Annotated in this window: 16 protein-coding genes; 11 read left to right on the forward strand and 5 right to left on the reverse strand. The window is 64.5% G+C overall.

From position 1 onward, the window contains the following. Positions 1-55: 55 nt before the first annotated feature. Positions 56-1,606: a winged helix-turn-helix domain-containing protein gene (locus tag AC1RR3_RS30265; protein ID WP_492827547.1), complete on the forward strand. Its 1,551-nt coding sequence runs from the start codon at positions 56-58 to the stop codon at positions 1,604-1,606. 16 nt (positions 1,607-1,622) lie between these two features. Here AC1RR3_RS30265 and irr read toward each other — a convergent pair whose 3' ends face one another. After that, a complete protein-coding gene (irr, locus tag AC1RR3_RS30270; RefSeq protein ID WP_492827549.1) occupies positions 1,623-2,105 on the reverse strand; it encodes a Fur family transcriptional regulator Irr in 483 nt (160 codons plus the stop codon). A 180-nt stretch (positions 2,106-2,285) separates the two neighbouring features. Here irr and AC1RR3_RS30275 point away from each other — a divergent pair, with 180 nt between their 5' ends. Continuing rightward, positions 2,286-2,597: a hypothetical protein gene (locus AC1RR3_RS30275; RefSeq protein WP_492827551.1), complete on the forward strand. Its 312-nt coding sequence runs from the start codon at positions 2,286-2,288 to the stop codon at positions 2,595-2,597. A gap of 9 nt (positions 2,598-2,606) precedes the next feature. Here the strand turns inward: AC1RR3_RS30275 and AC1RR3_RS30280 are convergent, their stop codons facing one another. The 3 genes from AC1RR3_RS30280 to AC1RR3_RS30290 form a co-directional block, all read right to left on the reverse strand. Continuing rightward, on the reverse strand, positions 2,607-3,176 hold the full coding sequence (locus AC1RR3_RS30280) for a DUF2147 domain-containing protein (RefSeq protein WP_492827553.1): 570 nt from the start codon (positions 3,174-3,176) through the stop codon (positions 2,607-2,609). A 32-nt stretch (positions 3,177-3,208) separates the two neighbouring features. Next, positions 3,209-3,871 carry a DUF3313 domain-containing protein gene (locus tag AC1RR3_RS30285; protein ID WP_492827555.1) on the reverse strand — a complete coding sequence of 221 codons (663 nt, stop codon included), beginning with the start codon at positions 3,869-3,871 and terminating at the stop codon, positions 3,209-3,211. Between the two features lie 254 nt (positions 3,872-4,125). Next, on the reverse strand, positions 4,126-4,809 hold the full coding sequence (locus AC1RR3_RS30290) for a TetR/AcrR family transcriptional regulator (RefSeq protein ID WP_492827557.1): 684 nt from the start codon (positions 4,807-4,809) through the stop codon (positions 4,126-4,128). Positions 4,810-5,024: 215 nt separating this feature from the next. Between AC1RR3_RS30290 and AC1RR3_RS30295 the strand changes: the two genes are divergently transcribed. From AC1RR3_RS30295 to AC1RR3_RS30330, 8 genes are all read left to right on the forward strand, one after another. Beyond that, the gene (locus AC1RR3_RS30295; protein ID WP_492827559.1) at positions 5,025-6,587 is read left to right on the forward strand and encodes an ABC transporter substrate-binding protein; all 1,563 of its coding nucleotides are present in this window, start codon (positions 5,025-5,027) and stop codon (positions 6,585-6,587) included. Between the two features lie 200 nt (positions 6,588-6,787). Beyond that, positions 6,788-7,759 (forward strand): ABC transporter permease, encoded by a 972-nt coding sequence (locus tag AC1RR3_RS30300; protein WP_492827561.1) that lies wholly within the window; start codon positions 6,788-6,790, stop codon positions 7,757-7,759. Beyond that, the gene (locus AC1RR3_RS30305; RefSeq protein ID WP_492827563.1) at positions 7,756-8,595 is read left to right on the forward strand and encodes an ABC transporter permease; all 840 of its coding nucleotides are present in this window, start codon (positions 7,756-7,758) and stop codon (positions 8,593-8,595) included. The genes AC1RR3_RS30300 and AC1RR3_RS30305 overlap by 4 nt, the downstream gene beginning before the upstream one ends. 2 nt (positions 8,596-8,597) lie before the next feature. Then, positions 8,598-10,217, forward strand: coding sequence for an ABC transporter ATP-binding protein (locus AC1RR3_RS30310; RefSeq protein WP_492827565.1), 1,620 nt, complete (start codon positions 8,598-8,600; stop codon positions 10,215-10,217). 650 nt (positions 10,218-10,867) lie between these two features. Next, a complete protein-coding gene (locus AC1RR3_RS30315) occupies positions 10,868-11,041 on the forward strand; it encodes a hypothetical protein (protein ID WP_492827567.1) in 174 nt (57 codons plus the stop codon). Further along, entirely contained in the window at positions 11,038-11,247 is a 210-nt protein-coding gene (locus AC1RR3_RS30320) for a hypothetical protein (protein ID WP_492827569.1), read from the forward strand. Before AC1RR3_RS30315 ends, AC1RR3_RS30320 begins: the two co-directional genes overlap by 4 nt. 103 nt (positions 11,248-11,350) lie before the next feature. Beyond that, positions 11,351-12,289, forward strand: a complete 939-nt coding sequence (locus AC1RR3_RS30325; RefSeq protein WP_492827571.1) for an AEC family transporter — start codon at positions 11,351-11,353, stop codon at positions 12,287-12,289. Between the two features lie 355 nt (positions 12,290-12,644). Next, on the forward strand, positions 12,645-13,832 hold the full coding sequence (locus AC1RR3_RS30330; protein WP_492827573.1) for a hypothetical protein: 1,188 nt from the start codon (positions 12,645-12,647) through the stop codon (positions 13,830-13,832). A gap of 63 nt (positions 13,833-13,895) precedes the next feature. Here AC1RR3_RS30330 and AC1RR3_RS30335 read toward each other — a convergent pair whose 3' ends face one another. Continuing rightward, positions 13,896-14,192: a hypothetical protein gene (locus tag AC1RR3_RS30335; protein WP_492827575.1), complete on the reverse strand. Its 297-nt coding sequence runs from the start codon at positions 14,190-14,192 to the stop codon at positions 13,896-13,898. A gap of 190 nt (positions 14,193-14,382) precedes the next feature. On the opposite strand from AC1RR3_RS30335, the gene AC1RR3_RS30340 reads away from it, so the two are divergent. Next, positions 14,383-14,703, forward strand: a complete 321-nt coding sequence (locus tag AC1RR3_RS30340) for a hypothetical protein (protein WP_492827849.1) — start codon at positions 14,383-14,385, stop codon at positions 14,701-14,703. Positions 14,704-14,768 lie beyond the last annotated feature (65 nt).

A 14,768-nucleotide genomic window follows, 5' to 3' on the forward strand; every position in this document is an offset into this window, starting at 1 on the left:
GGACGGTTGATTTTCGCCTGAGACGACTTTGATTTTTGCTTGAGACGACAGAAACGTGCGATTTCGCTTTGAAAACAACGTGCTCGACGGCGATCTGCGGGAACTGACCTGCGGCGGCGCAGCCGTGCCGCTGCAGCCGCAAGTCTTCGATTTGCTGCTTTACCTCGTGGCGCAACGCGCCCGTGTGGTCAGCAAGGATGACCTGATCAGCCAGATCTGGAGCGACCGGATCGTTTCCGATTCCGCGCTGAACAGCCGGATCAACGCCGCGCGCAAGGCGCTCGGCGACGACGGCGCGACACAGCGGCTGATCAAGACGATCCCGCGCAAGGGCTTTCGTTTCGTCGGCGACGTCCGGGAAGAATCGGCAATAGCGCTGGCGCCGGCGGAACCCGCCTCTGCGCCGGTGCGCGCCGCGACGGACCGCCCGGCGATCGCAGTGCTCGCCTTCGAAAACATGAGCGGCGATCCGGCGCAGGATTATTTCGGCGACGGGATCAGCGAGGACATCCTCACCGCGCTGTCGAAGCAGCGCTGGTTCATGGTGATCGCCCGCAACTCGTCTTTCACCTACAAGGGGCGCGCGGTCCACATCAGGCAGATCGCCGAGGAACTCGGCGTCCGCTACATCGTCGAGGGCAGCGTGCGCAAGGCGGACAACCGTGTGCGCATCACCGCCCAGCTCAACGACGCCACCACCGGCAGCCATCTCTGGGCTGAGCGCTACGACCGCGAGCTGATCGACGTCTTCGCCGTGCAGGACGACATCACCAACGCGATCGTCGCGGCAATCGAGCCGCAGATCCACGCGGCCGAGAATTTCCGCGCCGACCGCAAGCCGCCCGCGAGCCTGGACGCCTGGGACCTGTTGATGCGTGCGCTGTCGCATTACTGGCGGGTGACGCAGCAGGACCACGAGGCCGCACAGGCATTGCTCGAACGCGCCATCGCCATCGACGCGAATTACGGCCAGGCGCTGTCGGTGCTCGCGGCAAGCCACATGTTCGGCGTTCATCTCGGCTGGGCGGAGCTTGCCACGACGGCGCCGATCGCGGAGGCCGCCGCGCTTGCCGCGGTGCGCCACGACCACGAGGACGCGTGGGCACACGCAGCGCTCGGCAGCGTGTTCTTCTCCACCCGCAGGCTGTCCGACGCGCTGTCCGAGTTCGAGCAGGCGCTCGCGCTCAACCCGAACTTCTCGCTGGCGCAGGGCTATTACGCGCTGGCGCTGTCCTATGCCGGGCGCTCCGGGGAATCGTACGACGCGGCGCAGAGGGCGATCCGGCTGTCCCCGCGCGATCCGTCGCTGGCGATCTATTACGGCATTGCCGGCTATGCGCGCTTCACCGAACGCCACTATGGCGAGGCCATCACGCTCGCACGCGAGGCGATCCGCCATCGCGGCGATCTCACCGGCGCCTATCGCGTGCTCGCTGTGTCCGCCGGCATGACCGGCGATAGCCCGCTTGCAGAGATGGCACTAAGCGAGCTCCGCCGCACCCAGCCAACCATCTCGCTGCACTGGATCGCAACGCAGCTGCCGTGGGCGAACGATGCCGATCGCGAGCACTATCTGGAGGGATTCCGCCGGGCGGGGTTGCGCTAGCTGATCATCACCCAGGCTACGACACGCGCTTCCGGCGCAGATGGACGATGACGTCGAGCCGCACGATCTCATGACCAGGAAGCGCCTCGGGCACCTTGGTGAAGGCCAGGCCATCGGCAACATCGACCAGCACGTCCTCGCCCTCCAGGTAGAAGTGCGGATGCACTGACGTGTCGGTGTCGAAGAAGGACTTGATGCCGTCGGCGGCAATCCGGCGCAGCAGGCCGACTTCTGTGAACTGGTTCAACGTGTTGTAGACCGTCGCGAGCGACAGATACATGTCCGCCGCCAGTGCTTCCTCATGAAGCCCCTCCGCGCTGACGTGACGGTGGCCGCGCAGGAACAATAACTGGCCGAGCGCGAGGCGCTGGCGCGTTGGCCGCAGGCCGGCATCGGCAAGCAATTGCTGGCAGCGCTGCACGCCTTCGTCCGGCTCCGGTCCGGTGGCATCGGGTCCGCTGTCATCGCCCACGGCGATATTCGTGGCCTGCATGTCCATCGATCGTCTCACGGCCTGGAGGACCCGGACGCGCAACGCCGCGTCCCGCCAGCTGCCACTCGATCGCAGAAACAGCGATCTGGCGTTGATCCGGATCAAATTTGCTGGCCAACCTCTGACCTATCGCAAGGCGGCCCGGTTTATTCCCGGCCACAATGCCCCGGTATCGATGAGGCTCACATGTCCAGGCCGGTTCCCGACAAGGCAGAGATCGCGCTCGAATATCCCGACAAGTTCTATGTCGGTACCTTCGAGCATTCATCGCGGTTCGAGGCGCGTCTCGACGGCAGCGGCGTTGCGCTGGTGCTGCAACATCCGGGCGCGGCCGACGAACGCAAATCGGTGCACCTGCATATCAATTTCGGTCTGCTCGCCGGCATCCTGCGCGAGCTCGCAAGCAGCGTCGCGGCGCTCCCCAAGGACGACATCGCGCACCGCGAGCAGCTCGCCGGCGCGCTCGACGAGTTGCGGCGGGCGCTGCGGACCTCCTGAAGCCGAGCGCTACTTCGCTTTCGCCTGCATCGGCTTCGGAGCCGGCACGGCCGCCCATTCCTTGTCGGCGCGCGGGCCGTTGAGATCGCCGGTCAGGCCAACGAGCTGGCCGGGCAGCACGTCGAGGGTCTGCTGCCAGGTCTGGGTCTGGCACAGGAACTTGATCAGGCAGCCCTTGAGCTTGAGGCGATCGGACGATTCGCGCCACAGCGACACCGAATAGAACTTGCCGTCCTCGGCATTGTAGATGTCGCCGGCAAACCGCCCCTCCGGCGTCGCCTGCAAGCCCATGATGAGTTGATGACCGAGCAGCGCACGGGCGCGCTTGTCCGCATCAGGGTTTTCCTTGTCGCGATAGGGCTGGCCGCGCTTGTCGGCCGGCTCCTTCATCCAGACGATGAAGCCGCAGATGCGCTCGCGCGTCGGACCGCAACGCTCGAGCCTGATGCGCGCACGGCCGTCCTCGACCAACCACGTGCCACTGGGATCGGTCGGTGCTGCGGCGCCAGCGCGGCCGCCCAAGATCATCATCACGATGGTGATCGCGACGCGCAGCACGAAGCGAAGAACGATGTTCATCTGCGATGCCTTTCGTTGCGCGGGTTGCCGCGTCAGTTCAATTGCGCCATCAGCGCGTCAGCGCCCTTGTCGAGGCCGGTGGTGGCGGCCGCGAGCGCGCCGACGCTTGCCTTGATGTCGTAGGCGCCCGGGTATTGCTTGGTGACGTAAGCGCTGATGAGGCGCGAGGTCGCGGCATCGAATATCTCGACGCCGTAGATGACCGAGCCGGTCATCATGCCCTCGCCGTCGCGCGCAGCCTGCACGCCGTTGTAGACCGCGCCGGCCATGTCGAAGCGGCTGAGCGTGCCAAGCACCGGTGTGTTGGTGACGGCACCGGTGAGCGTGAGCCTGATCCGCAGTGTGTTCGGCCCGCGCTCGCGCACCAGGGCGAAGCGGCCGCGCAGCCGATCTGCGAAGCAATTCTGCATGTAGGCGGCGAGCGTCGCCTTGTCCTTGTCGGACATGTCACCGAACTGATGGTCCTTGCCGCGGTAGACCACGACCGGATCCAGGATCACTTTATGATAGGCGCGCCAGTCGACCGGTGTGGAATAGCGGTAGGGTACGCGGCCGGAGGTGTCTGACTTGTCCGGGGCCATGTAGGCCGAGGACGCCATCTCCGAATAGGGCACGGGCGCGACCGAGGCGCAGCCGGCCGCGGCCGCGCAAAGTACCAGCGTTCCCAGACCGCGCAGGGCGATCGAGCGATCCATTCCAGACTCCTCTAGCGGCTTTCCAGGAAAGGCGACGGGGACCGCAGCCGCGTTTGGGACCAGACGCGGCTGCGGCGCTCACCATTGCCGGCCCAGGGCATCGTCCGGGGCCATGTCTGACGCCTCGGGCCGTCTCAGTGTTTCTATTTATAAAACCGACCAGTTGGTTTGTAAAGTGCTGAAATGACGGCCTGACACATTTGGCCGCAGGCGCGGTTTTGGGCAGCGGTCGGCAGGAGAGTGTTAACTATGAATCAGGCGCGTTTGCGCGGAGTTGCGGCCTTTGCCGCCGGGGCCGCCTCGGATTTGGCGGTGCGCGCCTTGGTCGTGAGGGACTTGCCCGCAAGGGACTTGGCCGTGAGGGACTTGGCCGGCTTCTCGAGCGGCCGCCACTGATCGTCATCGAGCAGGCGCGCGAACAGCCGCTGGTGCTCGTCCTTGCCAAGCGGCGACATGCCGAACAATGAGCTCAACAACAGTCCCCGCGCCGCTGCCCAGCGCAACAGCGCGAGCTCGGGGTCGGTGGCTTCCGCCTTGATCGCCTCCACCCTCTTCATCTCGCGGTCGCGCGGCAACACCATCAGGCCGGGATTCTCGACCATGGCCGCGACAAGCGCCAGCGCGGCGGAATTCGGCGATGTGGCGGCTTCCCGTACGGTGGCAAGCTGCGTCGCCAGATTGGGATTGGCCGAGGTCCCGCTGACCTGCGCCATATAGCGGGTCGAGAATTCCTCGAAATGATCCATCTGCCGTTCCAGGAGCGCCCTCAGCACGGCTTCCTTGGTGCGGAACTGGTGCATGACGCCGCCCTTGCTGAGACCGCTCTCGCGCGCGATGGCATCGAGCGTCAGCCTGCCGGGCCCGTCGCGCGCAATGATCCTGGTCGCCGCTTCGAGCGCAGCGTTGCGGGATCGTTCGGAGCGCGTGGCATTGTCCATGGCGGACTTGTCTCCGTGACAGGAGAATGAATCAAGTGAAAACAGGACGCGCTGTACATTTTTTGTGCGAACTCTGTCGAGACTTTCATCTTGCGGCGCCGAATGAGACTATGTGAGCCTCGATACCGGATGGGGACTGGGATGGGCCGGCCGTAGCTTTGCGCGCCATGACGTGCGAAGCGCTTGCGGCTGGCCTCGCTTGAGAAAGATACGACATGCCAAAACGAGTGTTGCTTGGACTCCTCCTGGCTTGCGGCCTCACGGCCTCGGCACTTGAACCGGCTCTTGCGCAAGAGCCGAAAACGGGGGGCACGATCAATGCCGTGATCCAGCCCGAGCCGCCCGGCCTGATGCTCGCGATGATCCAGAACGGTCCGACCCAGATGGTGTCGGGCAACATCTTCGAAGGCCTGCTGCGCTACAGCCCCAAGCTCGAGCCGCTTCCGGAGCTCGCCGAGAGCTGGAGCGTCGGCGAGGACGCCAAGACCTACACCTTCAAGCTCAGGAAGGGCGTCACCTGGCATGACGGCAAGCCCTTCACCTCGGCGGACGTGCTGTTCTCGATCGAGATGCTGAAGCAGACCCATGCGCGTGCCCGCAACAACCTCGCCCAGGTCGACAAGGTCGAGGCGCCCGACGATTACACGGTGGTGTTCACGCTGAAGCAGCCGTTCGGCCCGTTCCTCGGCATCTTCGAGGTCGGCTCGATGCCGATGGTGCCGAAGCATCTCTATGAAGGTACCGACTGGAAGACCAACCCCTACAACAACGCGCCGGTGGGTACCGGCCCCTTCATGTTCAAGGAATGGCAGAAGGGCTCGTTCATCCGCCTGGTCAAGAACCCCAACTATTACGAAAAGGGCAAGCCCTATATCGACGAGATCTACTGGCAGATCATTCCCGACGCCGCGGCGCGCTCGGTGGCGTATGAGACCGGCAAGGTCGACGTGCTGCCCGGCGGCTCGGTCGAGAATTTCGACGTGCCGCGGCTGTCCAAGCTGAAGGACACCTGCGTCACCGGCGCCGGCTGGGAGTTTTTCTCGCCGCTGGCCTGGCTGTGGCTGAACAACCGCCAGGGCCCGCTCGCTGACAAGCGGGTGCGTCAGGCGATCATGTTTGCGATCGACCGCGACTTCGCCAAGGACGTGATCTGGAACGGGCTCGGCAAGGTCGCGACCGGCCCGTCCGCCTCGACGATCAAGTACTACACCGCTGACGTGCCGAAATATCCCTACGATCCGGCCAAGGCCAAGGCGCTGCTGAAGGAAGCCGGCTACAAGGGCGAGAAGATCCGCCTGCTGCCGCTTGCCTATGGCGAGACCTGGCAGCGCTGGGGTGAAGCCGTCAAGCAGAACCTCCAGGACGTCGGCATGAACATCGAGACCATCGCCACCGACGTTGCCGGCGGCAACCAGAAGATCGGCGACTGGGATTACGACATCGCCTTCACCTATCTCTACCAGTACGGCGATCCGGCCCTGGGCGTCGGCCGCAACTACGTCTCCAGCGCCATCGCCAAGGGCCAAGTGTTCAACAACGTCGAGGGTTATTCCAACCCTGAGATCGACAAGCTGTTCGCCGACGGCGCGGTCGCGACCCCGGATTCCAAGCGCAAGGAGATCTACGAGAAGGCGCAGAAGATCCTGGTCGAGGACGTGCCGGTGGCCTGGATGCTCGAGCTGCAATTCCCGACCATCATGCGCTGCAAGGTCAAGAACCTGATCACGACCGGCATCGGCGTCAATGACGGCTTCAAGGACGCATGGCTCGACAAGTGAGCGTATGCCTTCCTTCACCTCTCCCCGCTTGCGGGGAGAGGTCGACGCGCTCGCAGAGCGCGGCGGGTGAGGGGGTACAGGCCCATCGGCATTTCCGCACGTGGAGAGAGGCCCCTCACCCCAACCCTCTCCCCGCAAGAGCGGGGCGAGGGAGCACACTGCCCCAGTGGCCGCTGGTCACGCTACATATGACTCCCTAGATGCTCTCCTTCGTCGCTCAGCGTATTCTGAAGGGCGTGATCGTCCTGCTCGCGATCGTCGTCCTCAACTTCTTCCTGATCCGGCTTGCGCCCGGCGACCCCGCGGTTGTGATGGCGGGCGAGGCCGGCGCCAGCGACCAGGTCTTCGTCAAGCAGCTCCGCGAAAAATTCGGCCTCGACAAGCCGCTGCCCGAACAGCTCTTCATCTACGTCAAGGGCGTCGTCACGCTCGACCTCGGCTTCTCGTTCCGCCAGCAGGCACCAGTCTCCAAGCTGATCCTGGAACGGCTGCCGGCAACGCTGCTGCTCACGCTGACCGCATTCGCGATCTCGCTGATGCTCGGCGTCCTCTTCGGTACCTTTGCCGCGCGCTTTGCCGGAACATTCCTCGACACCGCCATCACGGTGTTCGCGCTGATCTTCTACGCGATGCCGATCTTCTGGGTGGCGCTGATGGGCATCCTCTTGTTCTCGGTCACCATGGATTGGCTGCCGAGCTTCGGCTACGAGACGGTCGGCGCCAACCTCACCGGCTTCGCCCACGCGCTTGACGTCGGCGCGCACCTGATCATGCCGGCGATGACGCTGGGCCTGTTCTTCATGGCGACCTATACCCGCATGACGCGCGCCTCGATGCTCGAGGTGAAACGGCTCGACTTCGTCAAAACCGCGCGCGCGAAAGGCCTCTCCGACGCCGTGATCCAGCGCCGCCACGTGCTGCGCAACGCGCTGTTGCCGGTCGTGACACTCGCCGGCGTGCATTCCGGCACGCTGATCGGCGGCGCCGTCATCACCGAGACCGTGTTCGCCTGGCCCGGCATCGGGCGCCTGATGTACGACGCGCTGCTCCAGCGCGACTACAATCTGCTGCTCGGCGTCTTCGTGATCTGCTCTGCCATGGTGCTGATCTTCAACCTCATCACCGACCTCGTCTATCGCCTGGTCGACCCGCGCATCGAATTCGCCTCATGAAACAGTTCTGGAAATCGATGTTGCGCAGCCCGAGCGGCATCATCGGGCTCGTCATCCTGCTGCTCGCGATCTCGGTCGCGGTGTTCGGGCCGATGCTGTTTCCGAACTCGCCCTGGCGCATGGTGCAGCGGCCGTTCCTGCCGCCCTTCACGCTCTCGACGGTGCCGCTCGGCACAGATGCGCTCGGCCGTGACGTGTTCGCCGGCATGATCTTTGGCGCCCGCGTCTCGCTGCTGGTCGGCCTCGTCTCCACGCTGGTCGCGCTGGTCGTCGGCGTTCCCATCGGCGCCATGGCCGGCTATTTCGGCGGCAAGGTCGACGACACCCTGATGCGCTTCACCGAATTCTTCCAGACCATCCCGAGCTTCGCGCTCGCGATCGTGCTGGTCGCGATCCTGCAGCCCTCGATCTATTCGATCGTGGCCTCGATCGCGGTGGTGAGCTGGCCGCCGGTCGCGCGCCTCGTCCGCGGCGAGGTGCTGTCGCTGCGCACGCGCGAATATGTCCAGGCCGCCGTCGTCACCGGCCAGAGCAACACCTCGATCATCCTGCGCGAGATTTTGCCGAACGCACTGTCGCCGGTGATCGTGCTGGCCTCGCTGATGGTGGCGACCGCGATCCTGCTGGAATCCTCGCTGGCCTTCCTCGGCCTTGGTGACCCCAATCTGATTTCCTGGGGTTACATGGTCGGCGCCGGCCGCACCGTGATCCGGCAGGCCTGGTGGATCACCGTGTTTCCCGGCGTCGCCATTCTGATCTCGGTGCTTGGCCTCAATTTGATCGGCGAAGGCCTCAACGACGCGCTCAATCCGCGGCTGTCGCGCGAGGGACGCTGACCATGACCGCGCCCGCCACCGTCTCCATCAAGAACTTGCAGATCGCGCTACCCAGGGGCGCCGAGCGTCCCTTCGCGGTCGACGGCGTCTCGCTGGATCTGAAGGCCGGCAAGATCGTCTGCGTCGTCGGTGAGTCCGGCTCCGGCAAGTCAATGTGCGCACATGCGCTGATGGGCCTGTTGCCGGACACGGTTTCCGTGACCTCCGGCGAGATCATGTTCGAGGGCCGCGATCTGCTTAAGCTCAACGACGACGGCTGGCGCGACCTGCGCGGCCGCAGGCTCGCGATGATCTTCCAGGAGCCGATGACCGCGCTCAATCCGTTGATGCGGATCGGCGACCAGATGGCGGAGATGTTCGAGGCCCACGGCTTGCTCACCCCCAGGGAGCGGCGCGCAAGGGCGCTGGCGCTGGCGCGCGAGGTCGGCCTGCCCGACCCCGAGCGCATCGTGCGCGCCTATCCGCACCAGCTCTCCGGCGGTCAGCGCCAGCGCGCCATGATCGCGATGGCGCTCGCGCTGGAGCCCGCGGTGCTGGTGGCGGACGAGCCGACCACCGCGCTCGACGTCACCACGCAGGCGCAGATCCTCAAGCTGATCCGCAACCTCCAGCGCAACCGCAACATGGCGGTGATGTTCATCACCCATGACTTTGGTGTGGTCGCCGACATCGCCGATCAGGTCGTGGTGCTTCGCCATGGCAAGGTGGTGGAGGAAGGTCCGGCCGCCACCGTCTTCAACGAGCCGCAGCACGACTACACCAAGGCGCTGCTCGCCGCGGTCCCGACGATGGATCCGCCCGTGCGCCAGCCGCTCGACGACCAGGCCAGGGCCGTCGAGGTGATCGGGCTGGACAAGACCTATGTCACGTCAGGCGGCTGGTTCCGCGAGGACCGCCGTGTCGACGCCGCGCGGCAAGTCAACTTCAACATCCTCAAGGGCGAGACGCTCGGTCTCGTCGGCGAATCCGGCTCCGGCAAATCGTCGGTGGCGCGTCTGGTGATGCGGCTGATCGAAGCCGACCGAGGCACGGTGCGGATCGGCGAGACCGATCTCACCTCACTCTCGGGCCGGGCGCTGCGCGCCGAACGTCATCGCATCCAGATGATCTTCCAGGATCCGTTCGCCTCGCTCAATCCGCGGCGCAAGATCGGTCACATCATCGCCGACGGCCCGATCGCGGCCGGCATCGACCCGAAGGTGGCGTTCGAGCGCGCGCGCGATCTGCTGAAAATGGTCGGCCTGGACGCCGGCTCACTCGAACGCTACCCACACGAATTCTCCGGCGGCCAGCGCCAGCGCATCGGTATCGCGCGCGCGCTCGCGCTCGAGCCCGAGATCATCGTCGCCGACGAAGCCGTCTCCGCGCTCGACGTCTCCGTGCAGGCGCAGGTGCTACGACTGCTCGAAGACCTCAAGGGCCGCCTCGGCCTCTCGATGCTCTTCATCACCCACGACTTACGCGTTGCCGCGCAAATCTGCGACCGCATCGCGGTGATGCAGCGCGGCGCCATCGTCGAGTTGAAGCCGACCGCACAACTCTTCGCCGCACCGGAGCACGCCTATACGCGCGAGCTCCTGGCTGCGGTGCCGGGCCGCAAGGAGCGCGCGCCGGCGGCATGAGGCCGCAGTTCTGTTATCGCTTGGTCGAAGGATTTGTGTTGTTCCAGGTGGGGACCGAGTTGGTCACGCCGACGGAAGGCTGAGTGGACGTTCCGACCGACGGCGCGGTGACCGTCCCGACAGCCTGTCCGGAACTTCCAATCGTACCTTGCTGTACGGGCGCCCCGGGGGTGCTGTGCGTGCTGTTTTGTACGCCTGTTCCCGACGTTTGCGCGCTTGTGGCGAACGGTGATGCCACAAATCCGATGGCGATAAGTGCAGCAATAGAGATTTTCGTTTTTGTCATGGCTAGTCCTTTCGGGCGGTCCCTCAGTCGCGTCGGCCGTTCAGCTGTCGAACCGCACGGGCACTGAGCAACCTTACAACTCCACGCGCGTGCAAATGTGCCGCAACACAGTCATGCTGTGCGTCTCAGCACGCCATCACGATGACTCGACGAGCGTCTCGGGCCGGACGCAAGGAGTGTGCTCCGGCCGCGTGCGCCGTGGCATCGCTCCGGTATCCCGCTCCGCTCCCACAACGGAGCAGTCACGAGCTTTTTATACCTCGTGACCGCCTGCACGGCTGCGAAACAAACGCCGGCACCCCACTTCGGAATGGAATGATTTCCATCATCTGATGATGGACTTGCCGATTTGTTTGGAGCGAACATGGGCCAGATTATTCAATTCGTCTCGAAATCCGAGCGCGAACGCTTGCGCCTCATCCAGGAGGCGCGCGCGATCTACGACAGCATCTTCCCGTCGGCTGACCCGGCCGGCGAGCAGCCGGACAAGGCGGCGATCGGTCGCGCGGCCGGCAGCGACGTAGGAAATCTGGCGTGATCAAGATCATCGCCGTGCTCTGCAGCCTCTCCTCTCCGGGGAATTGTCACGAGCAGATCGTCACCACGTCGGACTTCGCCAATGTTTCGATGCAGTCCTGCCTGACGGGCGCGCCGCAGCTTGCCGAATGGATGAACCAGCATCCGGCCGAGCGCCTGGCGGGATGGCGCTGCGTGTTCGGTCAACAGACCGGCAGGGGTGCCTGAGGCCAGGGGTCGCCTGATCGGGGCGTTGCGATCCGGTTGAACCGTGACGAGCATGCGTCGCCGGGCTAGGATGGTGACGCTGCTTGGCAGAGGGGGAAACCGGATGGAGGTCGCCAGCCTCGTTCTTCCCGTCTTCGCGATCATCGTCACCGGCTGGCTTGCCGGTACGTCAGGCTATCTCTCGCGTACACTTGCCGACGCGCTGGTGCATTTCGCCTACAACGTCGCGATGCCGGCGCTGCTGATCGTCACGATCGCGCAGGAGCCGGCACGCAATCTGCTGGAATGGCGCTTCCTGCTCGCGTTCGGCGGCGGCTCCCTGATCTGCTTCACACTGGTCTTCCTGGCGGTCCGCGCCGGCGGAAGGCACGACCTCGCCAGCAGCACCATCCATGGCATGGCGGCAGCGATGACCAATACCGGCTTCGTGGCGCTGCCGATCCTGCACGCGATCTACGGACAGCCGGCTGTCCTGCCCGCTGCGGTGGCGACGGTGTTCGTCGCCGCCGTGATGTTTCCAATCACGGTCATCCTGCTGGAAAGAGACGCGCGCGGGATGTCTGCGCCGTCGGCTGGCCTCGCAAAGCAGATCCTGCTCAATCCGATGGTGCTGTCGACCTTGATTGGTCTTGTCTGGGCGATCACGGGCTTGCCGATCCCGGCCCCGGCCGCGGCCTATCTGAACATGATCGCCGCCGCGCTCACGCCCTGCGCGCTGTTTGCCATCGGGCTCGGCCTGTCGGTCGAAGGCCTGCGGTCGAACCTCACCGCATCGTTCGCACTCGCCGCCGTGAAACTGGTGATCATGCCGCTGATCGTCTACGGACTTTGCGTGATCACCGGCCTCAATCCCCTCTACACCGTTGCCGCCGTCATCTGCGCGGCCGTGCCGACGGCGAAAACCGTCTACGTGCTGGCGCACGAACACAAGGTCGAGGAGAAACTGGTCGCGGCCACGGTCTCGGTCACGACGATGCTCTCGGTCGCGACATTGCTGGTCGCGTTGTATCTGTTGTCGGCACTGGCGACCGGCGCGCGTTAAAGCGCGCATCAGATTGATCCTTATGTGAACGGCGGATTGGTGTTGCTCCAGGTCGGGACTGCGTTGGTCATGCCGATCGACGACCAGTTGTACGTTCCGATCGAAGGCGCCGTGACCGTCCCCATCGACTGGCCGGACGACCTGACTGAGTTGATATCGCTCTGACATGTCCGGTTCCCGCTTAACCCGGGCATCGGATTGGAAGCACACGTCCGGGAAAAACGGGGAGCCGACCTTGCGTCGTACGGCCTTGCATACCAGATCCTCAACCATCTGAATGTGCAGATGATCGCTCGCACCGCCCGCGCAAATTGTCATCAACGTGTCATCTCAACGTCAACCAACGCCGAGTCCCATGCGGTGGACCAACGCGCTCTCGATCATGCTGGCGCTGGGCGCGTTCTTCCAGGCGCGGTGCGTCGATGCAGCCTCCGCGCCGCCAGCACCACCCGCCCCGCCGGTGGTGTCGGCTGGCGTCACCGGTCCCCGGCAAACCGTGTTCGATACGCGGAACAGCTGCGAACAAATCGACATCCCTGACGCACCCGCCCGCGCGTTTCGTGACGATCGCAACATCGTCCACCTGATCGCAACGCATTACGTCGCTCGCGCCGCGATCGGTCCGAACTTGAATCAGGTCAAACACGATTGCCGTGTGATCTATCGCTCGCCCAAGGACCCTGATCCCTCGCATTTTCAAGACAACAACTGGCTCTATTCCTACTACACCGAGGACGGTCGCCGGATCGCAGCCCTGGTCCACAGCGAATACGATGCCGACGAGATCCCCAAGATGTGCGCGACGCCGAAGGATCCCAACAATTGCTGGTGGAACACGGTGACCTTCGCGCAGTCGCTCGACGGCGGCTACAGCTTCGCCGTGCCACCGCCTCCGAAGAACCTCGTGGCGGCCATTCCCTATCGGTATGTCGTCGGGAATCGCGCCAGCGCCTACGGCTACAACACGCCCACGAACATCATGAAGATCGGCGGGCTCTATTACGCTCTGGTCAATGACTGGCCCTACAAGGCGCAGAAATACGGTCCTTGCGTCATCCGGACTCCGGATGTGTTCAGTCCCGGGTCGTGGCGGGCCTGGGACGGGAAGGATTTCACCATCCGCTTCGCCGACCCTTATCGGGAAAACGTTGCGAAGCCCGAGGAGCATGTGTGCGAGCCGGTCCTGGCCGGCGCTGCCGAGAGTCTCGTGCTGCACCCGGAGACGGGCACGTTCATCTCGACACAATACGCACCCGACAGCCGCTTCGGCGGACCGGCCGGGTTCTACATCCAGGCCTCACGCGACCTCATGCATTGGTCGAAGCCGACTCTGCTGGCGAAGCTCAGTGAGCTTCAAGCGACGGACGGGCCGGGCAAGTGGACCTACGACTACGTCAGCCTCATCGATCCGACCTCGACCGACCGCAATTTTTCGACCATCTCCGACCATCCTTACATGTACTATGTGCGGTCCGATGGGACCCACCCACCATATGTGAGGGTGCTATTCCGGCGTCAGGTGAGCCTGCACTTCGGCGGCTAGGCGAAACATAGGCCGCGTCCGTCAGAACGAGGCCGCAGCTTCCCTCGCGTCGAGAATCGCACTCTATCTCGCCGGCGGATTGGTGTTGCTCCAGGTCGGGACCGCGTTGGTTACGCCCACCGACGGCCAGTTGTACGTTCCGATCGATGGTGCGGTGACCGTGCCGACCGTCTGTCCCGACGACCCGTAAGCCGCCCTGGGCTGCGCCGCCGACGCTCCGGCACCGCTATAGGCCGGGGCCACCACACTCGTGTTGTAATAATGCCTGCTCGACCGGTGCTTCTTCGCTTCGGCCGCGGACGGCGCGGCAAGCAGTCCGGCAGTGATGAGTGCGGCAATGGCGAGTTTGATGCTTGTCATGGTTGATCCCTTAGCTGCCGGGTCGCGCTGTGGCATCTGTTGCTTCACCTGCAGATTTCCATAGGCCTCCTGTTCATAACTCCGTGCGCGCGTGAAGGTGCCGCAGCCGGAGCGCGTGCTCCCCGCCTTCGGATGGACCCGAATCAGCGCTAGTGCATTGCTTTCAGTGACTTCCCTGGACGCAAGCAGCATGACCGGCCCCGAACTGAAGCAACTCCGCAACGACCTCTCCGACGCGCTCGAGCGCAAGCTCACTGCGGCCGACATGGCCAGGCTGTGCGGCTTGCCGGAGAAGGGCGGCGCCGACACGATCCGGCGCTGGGAGGTGCGCGGCCCGACACCGTCTGCGACGAAGATCCTGCGCGTGCTCGCGATGGCGAGCGAACGTTATCCGATCCTGGAGAAGTTCGATATCTTCGATCGTCACGACGTGCGCGAGGAAGACCGGCCGGCAAAGCGCGCGGCCTTCCGCGAACAGATGCGCGATGAGGCGCGGCGGCGTCTTGGTTAACGCAAGCCGCGGGGAAGTTACCCGAGGCGTGCGAAGTTAAGCCTTCCTTCAGCGTTTCTTAAGCC

The sequence above is a fragment of the Bradyrhizobium sp. GW821-FHT13H05 genome (assembly GCF_058804065.1).

What these genes read in the sequence shown, in the direction of transcription:
- AC1RR3_RS30290 (WP_492827557.1), bottom strand. Translation starts at nt 4,809, where the DNA reads ATGGACAATGCCACGCGCTCCGAACGATCCCGCAACGCTGCGCTCGAA.
- AC1RR3_RS30335 (WP_492827575.1), bottom strand. Translation starts at nt 14,192, where the DNA reads ATGACAAGCATCAAACTCGCCATTGCCGCACTCATCACTGCCGGACTG.
- AC1RR3_RS30295 (WP_492827559.1), top strand. Translation starts at nt 5,025, where the DNA reads ATGCCAAAACGAGTGTTGCTTGGACTCCTCCTGGCTTGCGGCCTCACG.
- AC1RR3_RS30275 (WP_492827551.1), top strand. Translation starts at nt 2,286, where the DNA reads ATGTCCAGGCCGGTTCCCGACAAGGCAGAGATCGCGCTCGAATATCCC.
- irr (WP_492827549.1), bottom strand. Translation starts at nt 2,105, where the DNA reads ATGGACATGCAGGCCACGAATATCGCCGTGGGCGATGACAGCGGACCC.
- AC1RR3_RS30315 (WP_492827567.1), top strand. Translation starts at nt 10,868, where the DNA reads ATGGGCCAGATTATTCAATTCGTCTCGAAATCCGAGCGCGAACGCTTG.
- AC1RR3_RS30330 (WP_492827573.1), top strand. Translation starts at nt 12,645, where the DNA reads ATGCGGTGGACCAACGCGCTCTCGATCATGCTGGCGCTGGGCGCGTTC.
- AC1RR3_RS30280 (WP_492827553.1), bottom strand. Translation starts at nt 3,176, where the DNA reads ATGAACATCGTTCTTCGCTTCGTGCTGCGCGTCGCGATCACCATCGTG.
- AC1RR3_RS30285 (WP_492827555.1), bottom strand. Translation starts at nt 3,871, where the DNA reads ATGGATCGCTCGATCGCCCTGCGCGGTCTGGGAACGCTGGTACTTTGC.
- AC1RR3_RS30300 (WP_492827561.1), top strand. Translation starts at nt 6,788, where the DNA reads ATGCTCTCCTTCGTCGCTCAGCGTATTCTGAAGGGCGTGATCGTCCTG.
- AC1RR3_RS30310 (WP_492827565.1), top strand. Translation starts at nt 8,598, where the DNA reads ATGACCGCGCCCGCCACCGTCTCCATCAAGAACTTGCAGATCGCGCTA.
- AC1RR3_RS30340 (WP_492827849.1), top strand. Translation starts at nt 14,383, where the DNA reads ATGACCGGCCCCGAACTGAAGCAACTCCGCAACGACCTCTCCGACGCG.
- AC1RR3_RS30325 (WP_492827571.1), top strand. Translation starts at nt 11,351, where the DNA reads ATGGAGGTCGCCAGCCTCGTTCTTCCCGTCTTCGCGATCATCGTCACC.
- AC1RR3_RS30305 (WP_492827563.1), top strand. Translation starts at nt 7,756, where the DNA reads ATGAAACAGTTCTGGAAATCGATGTTGCGCAGCCCGAGCGGCATCATC.